Genomic DNA, 17,874 nt, shown 5'->3' on the forward strand with positions numbered 1-17,874 from the left:
TTGTCACCTGAAGGGAGTCTGAGCCGACATAATCACTCTGCCGGACAAGTCAACTGCGGCGCCAAAGCGCCGCTGTGTGGCGTTTTGGGAATAAGCGCTATCGGCTGATGGCGGCGACGAAGTCGCGCACTTCTTCGATCAGCGAGCCAAGCCGCTTCAGCGTGCTGGCGTCTTCGGGCCGGCATTCGATCGCGCTGGCGCAATCGGCAATGGCGAAGGCGCCGACCCCGCGCGCCGAGCCTTTGAGCCCGTGTGCCAATAGCAGCCGCTGCCTGACATCCGCATCGACGATCTTGTCGCGCACCGACAGCGCCTGCTGCACGAACAGAGCCAGCACCTCCTGCTCGAGGCTCCGATCGCCCATCGTCTGGCGCGCAAGATGCGCCAGGTCGATCGGCCGCGCCCCGGCTGTCCCCGACACGTCGCCGCCGGGCATCGAGAAGGCAATGCCGTTTTCGCCACGTATCACTTTGAGACTCCGTTCTTCGACCGCCGCAAAAACTAGGCGTATCCGGTGGACAACGGGTTAATGATTGGCCCGGAAAAATGTCGCGATAACGGCGCCGGAATCACGGCTGTGTTAACCTTATATTTAAAGTTTTACGTATCGGGCGGAATGCATGTTTTCTTTACCCGGCTGTGTCATTACGATACGACAGGTCCATTTTCAGCCTCCTGCGCGGGACACGCTAGGCAGAATCAATAAGCACAACCATAAGTCCCGCGGCAGCTTGTACAGGGTAGCGAAGGCATGGCGAAGAAACCAACGACGACAAGAACGCTCGACAGCGACGTAGCCAGGGAACTTGAAAAGGCACTTGATATCGATCTGAGCGGCGATGCCGGCGGCGACTTCGACATGGCTGCATCCATGGAAGATCTCGAAGCACAAATATCGCAAGCCGCCGACGAACTGGCGCGCGAAGGTCGCAGCCAGAACGAAGCGCCTGCCCCGGACCAGACCCAGAACGCGGCACCTGCCGCCAATCAAAGGCAGATCGCAAATCCCGCGCCAAAGGCCAAGCCGGCTGAGTTGCGTCCTGTCGCAACGCGCAATGGCTCCCAGCCGGCAGCTTTCTCGCCGGCCAACGACGATCGTCAAAAAGACTATAAGACGCTCCTGCACACCCTCAATCGGCGCGCGTCGAACACGATCTACTGGGTCGTGGCTCTCGTTTCGCTGGCCTGGATCGCCGGCGCTGGCGGCCTTGCGAACCTGTTGTTCGGACCTGGCATCTGGAACATCCGCACCTTCGATCAGTTTTTCGCCCGTCCGGAGCTGATCGGCCTGGCGGTCGCGGCAATAGTGCCCGTCATCCTGTTCTGGGCATTCGCAGTGATGATTCGCCGCGCTCAGGAGATGCGCCTTGCCGCGCAGTCGATGACCGAGGTGGCCTTCCGTCTGGCCGAGCCGGAAAATCTTGCCCAGGATCGCGTCATGATGATCGGCCAAGCGGTTCGCCGCGAGGTGGCAGCCATGGGCGAAGGCATCGAACGCACGCTTGCGCGTGCCGTCGAGCTCGAAACGCTGGTCCACAGCGAGGTGAACCAGATCGAGCGCTCCTATTCAGAGAACGAGTCCCGCATCCGCTCGCTGGTCGACGGGCTGGGCAGCGAGCGCGAAGCGGTCGTCACCCATGCCGAGCGCGTGCGCGCCTCGATCACCGGCGCCCACGAGACACTGAAAGACGAGATCAACGCCGCCAGCGATATCATTCGCGACAGCATTCTCAACGCCTCGACCAAGCTGTCGATGACGATCAACGAATCCGGCGACACGCTGATCGACAGGATCAACGGAAGCTCGATGTCGATCTTCGATTCGGTGGAAGGCCGGCTCGAATCGATCACCGATCGGCTGTCGACGTCGGGCGAGGCCTTCGCCAGCCTGCTCGACACCCGGATCGCCAAGCTGACGGACACCACCGACGGCCTGACGCGGTCACTGACCGACCTGCTCGACGACCGCACGAGCGGCATGGTGTCGCTGCTCGGCGGTGCCGCTCGCACACTCAATTCGGAATTCGAAGCCAGTCTCAACGGCATCGAGCGGACGCTTGCTGAACGTGGCCAGGCGCTGATCAGCGAGTTCCAGACCCGCGCCGAGGCGCTCGACACCGGCACGCAGAAGCTCAACGCCGCGCTGGAGGCTCGCGCACGCCAGATCAACGAGACGCTGGTCGAGCGCGCGCGCGAAATCGCCCACACCTTCCAGGATAGCAAGGAGACGCTGTCGGCGATGATCGATCAGGGCAAGACCCAGATCGGCGCCGACATGGCCGATATCATTTCATCGACCTCGACCATGCTTGAAGCCCGCGCCGGCGATTTCGCCGGGCGCATGGAAGCGGCGCGCCATGTCGTATCGCGTTCGTTCGATACGGACATCGAGCGGCTTGCCGATGCTCGCGCCGGCATCGAGGAAGCCGTCGAGAACCACAGCCGCAAGCTTTCCGAAAGCCGCGACCGGATGGCGGCGGCAATGCAGGCCGATCTGGCGAAGTTCGCCGAAGGTCGCGCCGAAATCGACGCAGCGGTGGCTAACCAGGTGCAGAAGCTAGCCGAAGGCCGCGGCCTGATCTCGCGCGCCCTTGAAGAGGATCTGCGCAAGGTCAATGAATCGCGCGCAGCGATCGACGCTTCGCTGGGCAGCCATCTCGAAAGCCTTGAAGAGGGTCGCAACAGGCTTGCCCAGGCCTTGAACGAAGACTCTGGAAAACTCGTGCAAGCCCGTACGATAATTGATGAAATGGTTGCCGGGCATGTCGGCAAGCTCGCCGAAGGCCGCAGCATCCTTTCGCGCGCGCTCGAGGCCGACCTCGGCAAACTGGCAGAGAGTCGCGCCAGCATCGACGGCCTCGTCGCCGGTCAGGTCGAAAAGATCGCCGAGGGCCGCGCCATACTCGCTAGTGCGCTGGAAGCCGACATTGCCGGCATCAATGGCCTCATCGAGGCCCATTCGGCGAAATTGGCGCAAGACCGCAGCGGGCTTTCCCAGTCACTCGATAACGACCTGTCCGACATCAGGAGCCTGATCGCCGATCATTCGGGCAGGCTCGCCGATGATCGCAGCCTGCTTTCGAAGACGCTTGAAGACGATCTTGCCAAGCTGGCCGAAAGTCGGTCGAGCATCGACGGGCTGGTTGCCGGCCAGGTCGAGAAGCTGGCCGAAGGCCGCGACATCCTCAAGCGCGCGCTGGAATCGGACCTGAACGCTATCAAGGGCGTCATCGCCGGCCAGTCCGAAAAGCTGGCGGAAGACCGTGGCCAGTTGTCGCGGGCACTGGAGAGCGACCTGCAGGCCGTGCGGGGCGTTGTCTCCGATCACATGAACAAGCTCGCCGAAGACCGTTCGACCCTTTCGAAGGCGCTCGAAGACGATCTCGCCAAGTTGGCCGAAAGCCGCTCGAGCATCGATGTGATGGTTGCCGGCCAGGTCGAAAAGCTGGCAGAGGGCCGCGACATCCTCAAGCGTGCGCTCGAAGCCGATCTGAGCACCGTCAAGGGCGTCATCGCCAGCCAGTCCGAAAAGCTGGCGGAAGACCGTGGTCAGCTGTCGCGGGCACTGGAGACCGATCTCGAGACCGTGCGGGGCGTCGTCTCCGAACATATGAACAAGCTTGCCGAAGACCGTTCGGCCCTGTCGAAAGCGCTCGAGGACGATCTTGCCAGGTTGGCAGAGAGCCGGTCGAGCATCGACGGGCTGGTCGCAGGCCAGGTCGAGAAGCTGGCCGAGGGTCGCGACATCCTCAAGCGCGCGCTGGAAGACGATCTTGCCAAGCTGGCCGAAAGCCGCTCGAGCATCGACGGACTGGTTTCCGGCCAGGTCGAGAAGCTGGCCGAAGGCCGCGACATCCTCAAGCGCGCCTTGGAGGCCGATCTCAGCACGATCAGGGGCGCCATCGCCGATCAGTCGCAGCTATTGACCGATAATCGCGCGCAGTTTTCGCGTGCGCTGGAAGCCGATCTCGGCAACGTCAACAGCCTTGTCGCAACCCACGCAGAGAAGCTCGTCCAGGACCGCTCGACCCTGTCGAAGGCGCTCGAGGACGATCTCGCCAAGCTGGCCGAAAGCCGCTCGAGCATCGATGGGCTGGTTGCCGGCCAGGTTGAGAAACTGGCGGAAGGCCGCGACATACTCAGGCGCGCGTTGGAAGCCGATCTGGAGAGGCTTGCAATGAGCCGCAGCGAAGTCGACGAGATCGTCGCCGGTCATGTCGGCAAGCTGAGCGAGGGCCGCGACGTGCTGACCCGCGCATTGCAGGACGATCTCTCCAGGCTCGCCGAAACGCGCAAGGATGTCGACCGTTCGCTGTCCGGCCATATCGACCAGATCGCCGCCAGGAGCACCGACATCTCCGATGCGATCGCTGCGGACGTAGAAAAGATCGAGCAGGCGTTCAGCCGGCAGACAGGCATCATTGAAGAGCGCGCCAGCACAATGGAGCGGGCGCTGTCGACGGGTGTCGACAACGTGCGCAGTGTGCTTGAAAGAAGCGCGGTCTTCGTCGCCGGCGCGCTGCGCGAGAAGGTCATGGAAGTTACCAGCGCGCTGCATGAGCAGGCGGGCGCGGCATTCAGCGATGCCGACCGCAAGATCGCCGAGCGCGCCGAGCAGACCTCGGCCGCCCTGCTCGCCAGGGCGGAGGACATCGCCCGCACCTTCGAGGAGGCGGATCGTCGCCTCGCCGCCCGCGCCGAGGATACGTCGAGCGCACTGATTGCCCGCGTCGACGACACGTCGAACACCTTGTTCGCGCGTGCCCAGGAAACGGCCGATCAGCTGGCAGCCCGGGCAAGTGAGATTGCCGGTACCTTCGACGCGGCGGACCACAGGCTGGTCTCTCGCGCCATCGAAACGGCCCAGTCGCTGGCTGCGCGTGCCGGCGACATCCTGCGCAATTTCGAAACAGCCGACGAGCGGCTGGGCGTGCGCATCGGCGAATCCGCCGAAGCTCTCGCGGCACGTGCGTCGGATCTCGGTCGCATTTTCGATGCCGCCGACCAGCAACTTATTTCGCGCATTGCCGAAGGCTCTGAAGCACTTTCGGCCCGTGCGTCCGAGATCGGCCGCATCTTCGAGGAGGCCGATCATCGCCTGGTGGCCCGTATCGCTGACAGCAGCACCGCAATCGGCGAACATGCCGACACCATTGTCGGTGCCTTCACCAGCACCGAGCAGCGGGTTGCCGAACGCGCCAGGCAGACTGGCCAGGAACTCGCCGTCCATGCCCGTGAAATCGAGCAGCTGCTTGCCGGTGCCGACGAACGCCTGGCATCGAGTGCTGCCGCCACTGCGGCCCGCGTCGAGGAGCAGGTCGCCACCGTCGAGAACCGCCTCGCCTACTCCGCCGAGACAATGGGCCAAAAGCTCAACGAACAAGTCTCGGGTGCCGAGGCGCAACTGGTCTCGCGCGCCAACTCGATCGCCGAAACCTTCACCGCGGTCGGCCAGCATATCGGCCAGAGCACCAATGACGCTGCAAAGACCATCGGTGCCAATACTCGCGAGCTCAATACGATGCTTGCGGCACGTTCGGCCGAAATATCGAAAATCCTGGACGAGACGGCACGGCCTCTGGTCGAGCGCTTCGCCCAGGGCGGCTCCGAGCTGCAAAAGAGCATGGAAGAGGTCACCGAACGTGCGACCGAGAAGCTGCGCACTCAAAACGCCGCCCTCGTCGACGCCCTCGCCAGCCGTACGGCCGAAACCCTGTCGGCCGTCGAAGGCGCGCGCTCGACGCTTGCCGACAGCGTTGCCGACCTCATCGGCCGCATGACCACCTCCAGCTCGCAGCTCGGTCAGTTGATCGAGCAGGCGGCGACCAATCTCGGCCAGGTCGACGAACGCCTGACCGGGAGCACGCAAAGCTTCGCGGCGACCACGGAAAAGACCGCGCAGACCTTCGCCAGTTCGGCGCGTCTGGTCGATTCGAACACGACGCGGCTCACCGAGCTGTCGTCGTCGACCTTGCGCGAGGTTGCTTCAATCGCCACCAAGTTCGACGAGCACAGCCGGTTGCTTTCCAGTGCCTCGGACCTGTTGAGCTCGGCCCAGAGCAATCTTGAGCACACGCTCGAAAGGCAATCGTCGCTGGAGGACCTTGCCGTCGGTCTTGTCAAGAAATCGGAAGATCTCGAAAGGGTCATGCGCTCGTTCGAGAATCTGGTCGGCCAGACGCTGCAGAACGCCGAAGGCAAGACGCTGGAATCCGCCGACAAGATCCGTACCGCGATTTCCGAAGTGGTCGATTCGGCAACCAAGCGCTTTGCCGATGCGACCGAGGAGATGCGGCGTACCGCCGGCTCGATCAAGAGCGAGCTCGACCTCACCCGGGCCGAGCTTAAGAAAGGCGTCATCGAGATGCCGGAAGAGGCAAAGGAATCAACCACGGCTATCCGCCGTGCCGTTTCAGAGCAGATCAACGCGCTGAAGGAACTTTCTGAAATCGTTGCGAAATCTGGCCGCAGCGCCGACAGTTCGGAACAGCGCAACCTGCGTCCGGCGCCGCAAGCGCCTGCCGCACGCCCCGCCGAACCGCCACGTCGCCCGGCTCCGGCTCCCGAACAGCGCCGTGCACCGCAGGCGCCTTCGGGCGAGACGGCGCTGCGCGGCACGCTCGACCTCGAACGTCCCGCAGACCAAGCGCCGCGCCAGCGCGACCCCAACGGCCGCACGCCGCAGGGCGGTTGGGTGCGTGACCTCCTGACCGGTGCATCACGCGAAGACGACGCCAAGCCGGCAGCGCCTGCCGAAGCGCCGCGCCCGGCTCCCGCTGCGCGGTCGCCGCTTCATGTCGTGGAATCGCTGAACTCGCTCTCGGTCGATATCGCACGCGCCATCGATCACGATGCCTCGATCGAGCTGTGGAACCGCTACCGGCGCGGCGAGCGCGACGTCTTCACGCGCCGACTTTACACGCTGAAGGGCCAGCAGACGTTCGACGAGATCCGCCGCAAATATCAGTCGGAGGCGGAGTTCCGCGCTGCTGTCGATCGTTACTGTGACGATTTCGAAAAGCTGCTCAAGGACGTGTCGCGCAACGACCGCGACAACATCATGGCACAGACCTACCTGACGTCGGATACCGGCAAGGTCTACACCATGCTGGCCCACGCCAGCGGCCGCCTGCACTAAGCGGGCGACAGAGAACAAACGAAAAGGCGGGATTTCCCGCCTTTTTTATGCCGTACTGAATTCCATTGGCGCTGTAGAGTGCCGTGCCGGCAGTTCCGGCTGTGTCAGATCACGGTGTCCGTCCAGCGGACGATTTGCCCTGCCGCATCGCCGAACGCGGCATCGAGCGCGCCGACATAGGCCTGGTTGCCATTGCCCGAAACGGGCGCGATGGCGCTAAACGTCTTCGACGCCCGCACTTCACCGTTGCGATCGTTCAACAGGCGCACGAACAGCTCGACCTCGGCATGTTCGCCGCCGTCGACACGCACCTCGAACGAGCGGATCTCGACGATCACCTGATAGTCGATCGCCAGCCCCTCGCCTGGCTTGCCAACGCCGGTGAAGCTGCCCGAGCGCTGGAACGTCTCTGCCAGCCGCGCCTGTACGATCATCGGCAGCCGGTCGGCCCATTGCGCGCCCTTGAGATACTGGATCGATCGCGGCGATGGCTTAATGACGATGTTCTGGCTGTCCAGCGCCTTGAGCGCCGATGGCTGGGCGATGAGGATCTGGCGACGGCTGTGGGCACGCGCTTCCAGCGACGGCGCCGAAAGCTCGAACGTATCCAGCGGCGCCGGCTTGCCGCCCAGCGCCGCGCAGCCGGCGAGCGAAAGCGCCAGCAGTGCCACTCCGGCCTTGAACCCACTCGATCTGACGCTGCCTGAACTGATCGACTTCAAACGCGATCCCCCCCGGATCGTGGAAACAATGCGCATCTGCCAGCTATGTTCTTGCGGTGGGCGCAGGCCGAAGTCAACGGCGCACCCTGCCGTCGAACTGCCGGACCTCACCCTCGCCGCCGGACAGGATCCGCTGTGGATTGCGGCTGAGGTCGGTCACCGCCTCTTCGATGCGGTTGATCGAACGACGGCTGTCCTGGACCAGCGATTCGACGTTTTGCAGCCCCTGTCCCGAGAACCGCGCCAGATTGTCGGTGATGGTGCCGAGGCGGGCGTTCAGCGTGTCGGCGACCTGCTTGAACGATTTGAGCGTCGCCCTGGCATCGGCCATGACGCCGTCGGCCTGACCGGAGCCGAGCAGTTTGTCGACCTTGGCAAGGATACCGTCGACTCGCACCGAGGCATCGTTGAGGCGTCCTGCGAGTTGGTGCGCGTCTTTGATGGTTTCGTCGATGTCGTCGGCCCGGTTGGCGAACTTGTTGGTCACCTTGGCGATGTCGGCGGCAGCCTCGTTGGCGTTTTCGCTGGCCTTCTGGATATTGGCCAGCGCGGTGCGAACCTCAGCCGGATCGATGCCGTCGAGAACGCCGTCGACCTTGGCCAGTGTGCCTTGCGTCTTCTGGGCGAAGTCGTTGATCGAGCCGACCGCGGTGTCCACGTTCTTGATGACCGTGTCGAACTGCTTGCTGGTTTCCTTGAGGTTGGAAGTGACCGTGTCGACATTGGCGACGATGCTCTTGATCTGGTCCTTGTCGACGGCGTTGAGTAGCCCTTCCGCCGCCTTCAGGGTGCCGTCGAGTTTGCCTGAAACACCCTTCAGTTCGTCCGCCAGCGAGCTGACGCTGGCCAGGAACTTGTCGACGCCGTCCGCATTCCTAGCCAGTGCATCGGAGAAGGTCTGGACATTGTTGACGGTCTGCGTCAGCGGCCCGCGAACATCCTTGGTGAAGCCTTCGAGCTCCGAAAGGACCTTGTCGGCGCGGGTGAAGATGTTCTGCGCTGTCTGTAGCAGATTGGTGACCGCCGACGGGTTGGCAACGATCTCGGCGACACGGCCTTCCTTTTCCGCCTCGTCGAGAAGTTTTGGCTCTTTGGGGTCGGCGCCCTTGAGCTCGATGTTGGCCTGGCCGGTGAGGCCGGCAAGCCCGATATCGGCCTGCGTCGACTTGGTGATAGGCGTATTCCGGTCTATTTCGGTGTCGGCGATAGCAGCGGTCGGATTGTCGACGTCGATATAGACACGGCGCACGTCGCCGACTTTGACGCCATTGAACAGCACGAAACTGCCACGGCCGAGCCCCGAAGCGGAGCCTGGAATGCGCACGCGCAGCACCGTCGTCTCACCCTTTTCGCCGATTGCCGCCGTCCAATAGACGAAAGCGAAAGCCGCGAGGATCGCGGCCAGCGTGAAAATGCCGACAATGACGTAGTTGGCCCTGGTTTCCATTGCTCACTTATGGCTATGCGCGCGCCGCAAGATCAAGTTGCCGGGCGCGTTTTCCGCGGAAATAGGATTTTACCCAGGGTTCCTCGCTCCTGAGCATGTCGTCGATCGTGCCCTCGACCAGCACTTTCTTGTTGCCGAGCACCGCCACGCGGTCGCACGCGGTAAACAGCGTGTCGAGATCGTGCGTGACCATATACACGGTCAAATCCATCGTATCGCGCAGTTTGACGACCAATTCGTCGAACTCAGCCGCGCTGATCGGATCGAGCCCGGAAGTCGGTTCGTCGAGGAAGACGATATCCGGATCGAGCGCCAGAGCGCGCGCCAGCGCAGCACGCTTAATCATGCCGCCGGAGAGCTCGGAGGGGAATTTCTGCGCCGCATCCGGCGGCAGTCCGACCAGCTCGACCTTGAGCATGGCAAGTTCGTCCATCAGCTTCTTCGGCAAATCGAGATATTCGCGCATCGGCACCTGGACGTTTTCGAGGACGGTCAGCGCCGAAAACAGCGCACCATGCTGGAATAGCACGCCAAGCCGCATGTCGATGCGAAGGCGCTCCCTTTCGGTTGCCCTCTCGACGTCGACCCCGAACAGTTTGATTGTTCCCGATTGCTTGCGCGTCAAGCCAAGGATGGTGCGCAAGAGAACAGATTTGCCGGCACCGGAGGCACCGACGAACCCGAGAATCTCCCCGCGCCAGATATCGAGCGATAATTTGTCGAGAACGACCTGATCGGCGAACGACACCGTGACGTCGTGCGCCGACAGCACGATCTCGTCTTCTTTGGCTTTCGCCGCCACCTTGGTCGTGTTTGTGCCCGGCAGCGCCATCTCAGAACTCGATCGCTGCATAGAACATGGCGAAAAGCCCGTCGAGGATAATGACCACGAAGATCGACTTCACCACTGAGGCGGTCACATGCTGGCCAAGCGATTCGGCGCTGCCGCCAACCTTCATGCCCTCGACCGAGGCGATTATGCCGATGATCATGGCCATGAACGGCGCCTTGATCAGGCCGGCAAAGATGGTGCTGAGGTCGATTGCGACACGCAGCCGGTCGATGAACGCTGCCGGTGCAATATCGGAGTAGAGCCATGCAGCCAAAATGCCGCCGCCCAACGCGGCAAAGTTGGCGACGATCGTCAGGCAAGGCAGCGCGATGACCAGCGCGACCAGCCGCGGAAACACCAGCACGCCGATTGGATTAAGACCGATCACCTTCAGCGCATCGACCTCCTCGCGCATCTTCATCGAGCCGATCTCGGCGGTGATCGCACTGCCGGAGCGGCCGGCGATCATGATCGCCGTCATCAGCACGCCGAGCTCGCGCAGGATCAGCACCCCGACCAGGTCGACGACGAAGATGTCGGCGCCGAAATAGCTGAGCTGATAAGCGCCTTGCTGGGCGACGATCGCACCGACGATGGCCGACATCAGCACGACTACCGGTATGGCGCCGACACCCATGCGATCGATCTGGTTGAAGATCGCCGCCATGTTGACGGCATGGCCACGGCCAAGCTTCATCTGCGAGCCGCGTATCGTGGCGCCGAGGATATTCATTGCGGCCAGGAAATCGTCGCGCATCTCATAAACGCGCCGGCCAACCGCCTCGAGCCCGCGAATGATGAAGTTGGGCGGCTTTGCCGGACCTGATTCGGGCTCGCGTCGGACCGCATCACCGACGGCGCCGAGCAGGATCGAGGCAATCTCGCTTTGCCCCTGCATCGTGATCTCGACGCCCTTCTTTTCGAAGCTGCTGACCAGGCGGTCGATCAGCCACGCCCCGGCTGTGTCCATCTTCTCGATTTGTGAAAGGTCGAGCGCCAGCGTCTTGAAGCCGCTGCGCTTCTCGATCTTGCGCATCTCGGCATCGACCAGCGCCACGGTGCGCGTCGTCCAGGTTCCCGAGAAAGCGCAGCCGAGAACGCCGCCCTCCTCGCCGATCGCGATGCGCGGCTGGTGGTCGGGCTCCTTGGCAGGGCCGCTTGCGTCGCGTTTGCGGATGGTCAACATGGCGTCCTGTTTAGCCTGACGGGGCCGACCTGTCGATTTGCCGATATCCTCCTTGTTGCACAGCCGGAGCAGAAAAATATGGCGCGTGTCATTTCGGTCGAGGCCGAGCGCTTTCCGATAGCCGGGACCTTTACCATTTCGCGCGGCTCGAAGACCGAAGCGGAGGTGATTTCCTGCGCCATCACCGAAAACGGCCGTACAGGACGCGGCGAATGCGTCCCTTACAAGCGCTATGGCGAAACCATGGAGGATGTGCGCGACGCGATCGAGGCGATGCGCAGCGAGATCGCGCGCGGCATCAGCCGCATCGCCCTGCTCGATGCCATGCCTGCCGGCGCGGCACGCAGTGCCATCGACTGCGCGCTCTGGGACCTGGAAGCGAAGATCAGCGGAACACCGGTGGCGCATACGATACGAACCGTTCCGTTACGACCGCTTGAGACGGCGTATACATTGTCGCTCGCCGAGCCGGAGGCGATGGCGGCGCAGGCCCGCGCTAACGCCCAGCGCCCGCTACTCAAGGTCAAGATCGGCGGCGACAACGACATCGCGCGCATCCGTGCAGTGACGGCGGCAGCACCCGACAGCCGAATCATTCTCGACGCCAATGAGGGCTGGAATGACGACAATATCGTCGCAAACCTCGCCTTTGCCGCCGAGCACGGTATCGCCTTGATCGAACAGCCGCTGCCGGCGGGACATGACGGTATTCTTCGCCACATCGCGCATCCGGTACCGATCTGTGCCGACGAAAGCGTGCACGAGGCGAAGGACCTTGAAGCGCTTGTCGGCCTTTACGACGCCGTCAACATCAAGCTCGACAAATCGGGTGGCCTGACCGCTGCGCTCGTGCTTCGCGACCGCGCCCGCGAACTGGGTCTTGGTGTCATGGTCGGCTGTATGGTCGGCACATCGCTTGCGATGGCGCCGGCCGTGCTGTTGGCGCAGGATGCCGATTTCGTCGATCTCGACGGTCCGCTGCTGCTGGCCCGCGACCGCGTTCCCGGTCTCGTCTACCAAGGTTCGCTGGTGTCACCGCCCGAGCGGGCGCTGTGGGGCTGAACGCGCGGCAAGCCCGATCAGAGCCAGGCCCGTCAGGGCGATCGGGATCATCGCAAAGAAGCCATTCGCGCCGAAGCGGTCGTAAAGAGGACCGGAAATCAGCGTCGCCGCCGCCATGAAGAAGCCATTGGAGAAGTAGGCGATGCCTTGCGCCGCCCCGGTGCGTTCTTCCGCGACCGTCTCACCGATCATCTTTTGCAGGCCGATCAGCACCAGCGCCACCGAAACCGCGTGCAGCGTCTGGATCGCGAAAAACCCGCCAACGCCAAGCCCAAGCGGCCAGATCAGCGGAAAGGCGAACCAGCGCACGATTGCGCCAATCCCGGCAATCAGCATGATCGAGACGACCGAGAAGGAGGCGAAAGCGCGGGTGAAAACGACGAACATGCATATCTCGGCGACGACGCCCCAGCCCCACAGAAGCCCGACAACCGAATCGCTGATGCCGATCGACTTCCAGTAGATCGACACGAAACCGTAGAGAAATGCGTGGCTGGCGGTGATGACGCCGACGCCTGTCGAAAAATAGAGGAAGTATCGGTTGAGGAGTTTCGGTGCCGATTGCTGGATATCGGCGGCCGAAAGCGGCGAGGCGCGGCGTGGACGGCCGAGGCGCGGCGCAATCAGTCCGGCGGCTAGCGCGGCAAACAGCGCCGCGAAGATGATCACCGGGACAGCCTGGGCACCGCTCGCCGACAGGATGAAACCGCCGGCGAGATTGGCGCAGAGATAGGAGATCGAGCCCCATTTGCGCATGCTTGCGTAATTCGAGCCGAAGCGGCGAACACCTGAAAGGGCGAGCGAATCGGCAATCGGCGAATGCGGCGTCCAGACGACCGTCAGGGCCAACGACACGGCAAGTACCGTTGCGTAGGTCGGCGGCAGGAGGTAGCCGGCGGACAGGATCAGCGATGCGGCGACCAGCGCAACATAGACATTGGCGCGGTCGCTCGCTTTGTCTGCCAGCGCCGTAAGAAAAGGCGTCGTCGCCACGCGCAGGAACATCGGCGCGGCGAGGATCACGGCTATCTGCTCGGCATGGAACCCCTTCGCCTGCAGCCACAGCGGGAAATACGGCACATGCGTCCCGAGCGGAACGAAGAGCGTAAAGAAGATCAAGCTCATGCGCAGTTCGAAATGGCGTGGCTTGACGAGCTGTTCGGGCGAAAGCGGCGGCAGCGAGGACATTGACAGGCGATCCGTCGGCACGGCATTCAGCCGGGTCGGCCCGCCACACCTGCCGCTGCTTAACACGGCGAAAAAGTCGATGAAACCGCTGGCCTAACCGATTGAAGCGAGATGCGGCCGGATTTGGTCAAGCCGCCTGGACTGCCCTGCCCTTGATGTCGATCGGCACGAGCACCTCGCTGCCGACCGGAGTCTCCGGCAGGACATGCGCCCAGTGCAGGATCTCCATCCGGCCGTCAAAATGCTCGACCACCGCCGTGCAGCTCTCCACCCAATCGCCGGTGTTGATATATTGCACGTCCTCATAGCTTTCGATCGCGGCATGGTGGATGTGCCCGCAGATCACGCCGTCGACATGCGAGCGGCGCGCCTCCTCGGTCAGCGCGGTCTGGAACGAGCCGATGAAATTCACCGCCTTCTTGACCTTGACCTTGGCCCAGGACGAGAACGACCAGTAGGGCAGGCCGAGCACCTGGCGCAGACGTGTGATGACGCGGTTGAGCAGCATCGCCGCGTCGTAGGCATAGTCGCCGAGATAGGCCAGCCAGCGCGCATTATGGACGACGGTGTCGAACTGGTCGCCATGGATGACAAGAAGGCGTTTGCCATCGGCGGTCTCGTGGATGGCGCGGTCGGCGACGACAATGCCGCCGAAATGAACGCCCTGGAACTGTCGCGCGAACTCGTCATGGTTGCCGGCGATGTAGGTGATGCTGGCGCCCTTGCGCGCCTTGCGCAGCAATTTCTGGATCACGTCGTTATGGCTTTGCGGCCAATGCCAGCTTCGTCTCAGGCGCCAGCCGTCGACGATGTCGCCGACGAGATAGATGATATCGGCATCGTGATGGCGCAGGAAATCGATCAGGAATTCGGCCTTCGCCGCCTTCGATCCGAGATGGACGTCGGAGATGAACATGCTGCGGAAAGTGCGGGGCTCTGCGCCGGACATCATTTGTCACCGTTGCTTTCGCCTGAGCCTATGCCCCGATTCATGCAACAACCGTATGACGGTTGCGATTGGTCCAGCCATCCGGATAGGTTGCCGCGGCAATCGGAGGAGAAAATCACCATGGATCTCGGCATTCGCGGCAAGAAGGCCATCGTCTGCGCTTCGAGCAAAGGCTTGGGACGCGGCTGCGCCATGGCACTGGCAGAGGCAGGTTGCGATCTGGTGATCAATGGCCGCAACGCCGACGTGCTGGCCAAAACCGCCGCTGAACTGCGCGAGAAATTCGGCGTCAAGGTGACCGAAATCGTCGGCGACGTATCCAAGCCCGATGTCCAGAAGGCGCTGCTTGCCGCCTGCCCCGATCCCGACATCCTCGTCAACAACAATGGCGGTCCGCCGTTTCGCGATTTCCGCGCGCTCGACCGCGAAAAGATCCTCGAGGGCGTCACCCAGAACATGGTGACCCCTGTCGAACTGGTTCAGGCCGTGATCGACGGCATGGCGGCGCGCGGCTTCGGCCGCATCGTCAACATCACCTCGCTGTCGGTCTATGTGCCTATCCCCGGCCTCGACCTGTCGTCCGGCGCCCGCGCCGGCCTCACTTCGTTCCTTGCCGGCGTCGCGCGGACGGTGATCGACCGCAATGTGACGATCAACAACATGCTGCCGGGAAAACTCGACACCGACCGGCTGCGCGGCCCGCACGAGGCCGGCACGCCCGAAGATCCAGCCGCCGCCGCCGCGCGCAAAGCGCAAGCAGCAGCCAACGTTCCGGCCAAACGGCTCGGTACACCGGAGGAATTCGGCCAGATCTGCGCCTTCCTCTGCTCGGTCCATGCCGGTTACCTGACCGGTCAGAACATACCGGTCGACGGCGGCCTCTATGTCAGTGCGTTTTAGTGGCAGAATCCAAGGCTTGATACCCGCTGGACGGCGGAAGAACGACCCTTTGCGGTTGTTGGGTTGCGAGCGCCGCATGATGCGATCTGATCTTTCCTGACATCCGGAGAAGGGAGAATTCCTTTGCCAATGCATGCAACCTACCGAGCGAATCCGATACTCGCGATCCCAATTCCCCCCACCAGGATCAGGCTCACGGCCCACACAGTGTCGAGATTGAACCAGCTTTGTGAGATGAACTTGGGTCCGAGCCATCGATAGACGGCAATGGCGATAACACCGCCGCTTACAATCATCGCGGCCGTATGGACTACGGAGACGGCGGTGGCGGTGATCAGATTACCTGCCATGAGCGTTATAGCCGCCTGGTGTCCAACATCGAGATCGCCTGCCTGGCACAGGCCGAGATAAATCGGCACCAGCATCAGCCCGGCGCCATGCGCGGTGGCGGCCGCGAAGGACCACAAGGCCAGTTGTGCCGGCGGGATACGGGCAAGAACACGCGGGTGGCGCCGGTTGATCAGGAGATAGATCCCGGCTGCGATCACAATCAATCCCGCCGCGATGCGAATCTGTCGTTCCCAGACGATGAGCGTCAGCATCGCGCCGAAGGGCAGCAGGATACCGATCATCGCCACAAAGTGGCCCATTGCCAAAAGGCCGAGCGCCCGGAACAATTCGCCGGCACGTCTATCCAAAAGTCCGGTCGAAACGGCCAACGGCCAGCCCATGCCAGGATTGATACCGTGATAAATACCGCTGGCGACGACGGCCAGCCAGAGACCGGCCGTCGTCCACTCGCTCATCGCTTTATTGACCCGGGCAGTCGGTTACACCGACGGATAGCAGAACGAATCCGTCGAGCAATCGCCGCCTTCCAGACGAATCTGGTGGGAGCGATACCCCTCGGGGAACTCGACATAAAAGTCCTTGTCCAGGGTGATCCCACCGTTCTCGCCGACATTGGCCTTGACCATGGCTGCCGGAATACCATCGCGATAGAACTGGTCGTCCCAAGTCGAATACAGGGAGTTGGTCCAGTAAACGCGTTTGCCGTCGCGGCTGATCTCGACCATCTGCGGTCCGCCCCTGTAGTCGCCGCCGCCGGGATGCTTGGTCTTGCGCGTGATGCCGCCAATATGGATGGACCCTGCAAGCTTAGGCTTCATCGGATCGGTCACATCGTATTGGCGCATCTCGCCGGTGCCCCAGCAGGATACGTAGAGGAATCGGTCATCGAGCGACAGGTCGATGTCGGTTACTAGCGGCGGCACCGCCTCGAAGCCCTGAAGCAACGGCGGCAGGTCATCCTTAGCGGCTGCCTCGGGCGGGATGGTCGCCGTCTTTTCGCAATGGAATTTGCCGCCCTCGCGCCACCAGGTCCAGATCGATCCCTCGAGGTTTGTCGTGTCGACGACCACTCCAAGGAAACCGTATTCCTTGACCGGGTCATGGGCGGGGCGGACTTCCAGCGCCATCTGGTGGTTGGCGCCCAGATCGATGGTCTGCACGTTCCTACGTTCGCGCAAATTCCAGAAATGCACCCGGTGTCCATATTTGTTCGACAGGAGGTCTTCAGGCACGATGCCCTGCTCGAACTGGGGCGGAAGGGCCCACTCGCTCGACACCATGTAGTCGCGTGGCAGGTTCCACCAGAAATCATATTGCTTGTCCTGCGGCCCGCGATCGATCTCGTAGCGCCCGATGACGTCGAACGTCTGGCAATCCATGACAAAGATGCCGGGAGGTCCGTCGGTGCCGTCAGGGCCACCGCCCCCAAGCGTCGAGACATAAATACCTTCCGGACCGCAGTGAATCGTATGAGGCCTGGAATAGCCCGTCTTGGCAAACACCTCTTCTGGCTCGATGACCTTGTGGATCTTGGCCTTGGTCGGTCCGCCCTTGGTGTCTATGACGTAAATGCGCGAAGATCGAATACCGGGAATGATCAGAAAGCGGCGCTCGAGAAACGGGTGACCATTCAGCGGCGAAAGGGCCGACGAGCACGCGTTCCAGCCGAAATGGTGAAACTCGTCGCCCTTGTTCGGCATTATCACGCTATGGACGACCTTGCCGTAGTCCTTCGACTTCGGGTTTACGTCAACTATGGCTAGTCCATCTGGCTGAGAGAAGTCGGGACTCAACATCAAAGTGTAGGCAAAATTTTCGACTGGCGCCTGCATTGCGAGCTTGGCAGTCGCGTGGAAAGTCGGGTCTGGCCGTACAGTCATTGTCGTCCTCCCTTGGCAGGTTAAGCAGTCCGACCGACAATCAGGGGCACGATCTGTGATGCGTTTGGATGTCCGCCGAAAACGTCGGGGCGCTTTGTTGTTCGCACGCTATTTCGTGCGACTTTTCGAAGAATCTCACGGATTTTGGAGAACTGCAATGTCGACTTGTTTCGCCGCGAGGCCTCTGAGCGACGAGCGCCACCAGACATTCGAACTGGG

The 17,874-nt window shown here is 62.4% G+C and carries 12 protein-coding genes; 3 read left to right on the forward strand and 9 right to left on the reverse strand.

Features of this window, described 5'->3' with window-relative positions:
• Positions 1–97: 97 nt before the first annotated feature.
• A complete protein-coding gene (locus tag NKI08_RS00785) occupies positions 98–466 on the reverse strand; it encodes an Hpt domain-containing protein (RefSeq protein WP_292660938.1) in 369 nt (122 codons plus the stop codon).
• Positions 467–751: 285 nt separating this feature from the next.
• Between NKI08_RS00785 and NKI08_RS00790 the strand changes: the two genes are divergently transcribed.
• Entirely contained in the window at positions 752–7,138 is a 6,387-nt protein-coding gene (locus NKI08_RS00790; RefSeq protein WP_352766687.1) for an apolipoprotein A-IV repeat region-like domain-containing protein, read from the forward strand.
• A gap of 104 nt (positions 7,139–7,242) precedes the next feature.
• Here NKI08_RS00790 and NKI08_RS00795 read toward each other — a convergent pair whose 3' ends face one another.
• Genes NKI08_RS00795 through NKI08_RS00810 form a run of 4 tightly spaced genes read right to left on the reverse strand, consistent with a single transcriptional unit; the run spans position 7,243 to position 11,325 of the window.
• Complete coding sequence (locus tag NKI08_RS00795; protein ID WP_352742602.1) at positions 7,243–7,896, reverse strand: ABC-type transport auxiliary lipoprotein family protein; 654 nt, start codon at positions 7,894–7,896, stop codon at positions 7,243–7,245.
• Positions 7,897–7,933: 37 nt separating this feature from the next.
• A complete protein-coding gene (locus NKI08_RS00800) occupies positions 7,934–9,307 on the reverse strand; it encodes an MlaD family protein (RefSeq protein WP_352540616.1) in 1,374 nt (457 codons plus the stop codon).
• Positions 9,308–9,320: 13 nt separating this feature from the next.
• Positions 9,321–10,139 (reverse strand): ABC transporter ATP-binding protein, encoded by an 819-nt coding sequence (locus NKI08_RS00805; RefSeq protein WP_352593549.1) that lies wholly within the window; start codon positions 10,137–10,139, stop codon positions 9,321–9,323.
• Position 10,140: 1 nt separating this feature from the next.
• Positions 10,141–11,325 carry an ABC transporter permease gene (locus NKI08_RS00810; RefSeq protein WP_352742600.1) on the reverse strand — a complete coding sequence of 395 codons (1,185 nt, stop codon included), beginning with the start codon at positions 11,323–11,325 and terminating at the stop codon, positions 10,141–10,143.
• A gap of 78 nt (positions 11,326–11,403) precedes the next feature.
• Here NKI08_RS00810 and dgcA point away from each other — a divergent pair, with 78 nt between their 5' ends.
• Complete coding sequence (gene dgcA / locus NKI08_RS00815; protein ID WP_352766689.1) at positions 11,404–12,387, forward strand: N-acetyl-D-Glu racemase DgcA; 984 nt, start codon at positions 11,404–11,406, stop codon at positions 12,385–12,387.
• Here the strand turns inward: dgcA and NKI08_RS00820 are convergent.
• Entirely contained in the window at positions 12,358–13,575 is a 1,218-nt protein-coding gene (locus tag NKI08_RS00820) for an MFS transporter (protein ID WP_352502483.1), read from the reverse strand. The genes dgcA and NKI08_RS00820 overlap by 30 nt on opposite strands.
• Before the next feature lie 127 nt (positions 13,576–13,702).
• Complete coding sequence (locus NKI08_RS00825; protein WP_352766691.1) at positions 13,703–14,524, reverse strand: UDP-2,3-diacylglucosamine diphosphatase; 822 nt, start codon at positions 14,522–14,524, stop codon at positions 13,703–13,705.
• Positions 14,525–14,644: 120 nt separating this feature from the next.
• Between NKI08_RS00825 and NKI08_RS00830 the strand changes: the two genes are divergently transcribed.
• Entirely contained in the window at positions 14,645–15,424 is a 780-nt protein-coding gene (locus NKI08_RS00830; RefSeq protein ID WP_352502482.1) for an SDR family oxidoreductase, read from the forward strand.
• Between the two features lie 140 nt (positions 15,425–15,564).
• On the opposite strand, the gene NKI08_RS00835 is transcribed toward NKI08_RS00830, so the two are convergent.
• Both NKI08_RS00835 and NKI08_RS00840 read right to left on the reverse strand, forming a co-directional pair.
• Positions 15,565–16,230, reverse strand: coding sequence for a hypothetical protein (locus NKI08_RS00835; protein WP_352448725.1), 666 nt, complete (start codon positions 16,228–16,230; stop codon positions 15,565–15,567).
• A gap of 24 nt (positions 16,231–16,254) precedes the next feature.
• A complete protein-coding gene (locus NKI08_RS00840; protein WP_352750196.1) occupies positions 16,255–17,655 on the reverse strand; it encodes a selenium-binding protein SBP56-related protein in 1,401 nt (466 codons plus the stop codon).
• Between the last annotated feature and the right edge of the window lie 219 nt (positions 17,656–17,874).

The sequence above is a fragment of the Mesorhizobium sp. M0768 genome, from assembly GCF_040320195.1.
GTDB lineage: Bacteria > Pseudomonadota > Alphaproteobacteria > Rhizobiales > Rhizobiaceae > Mesorhizobium.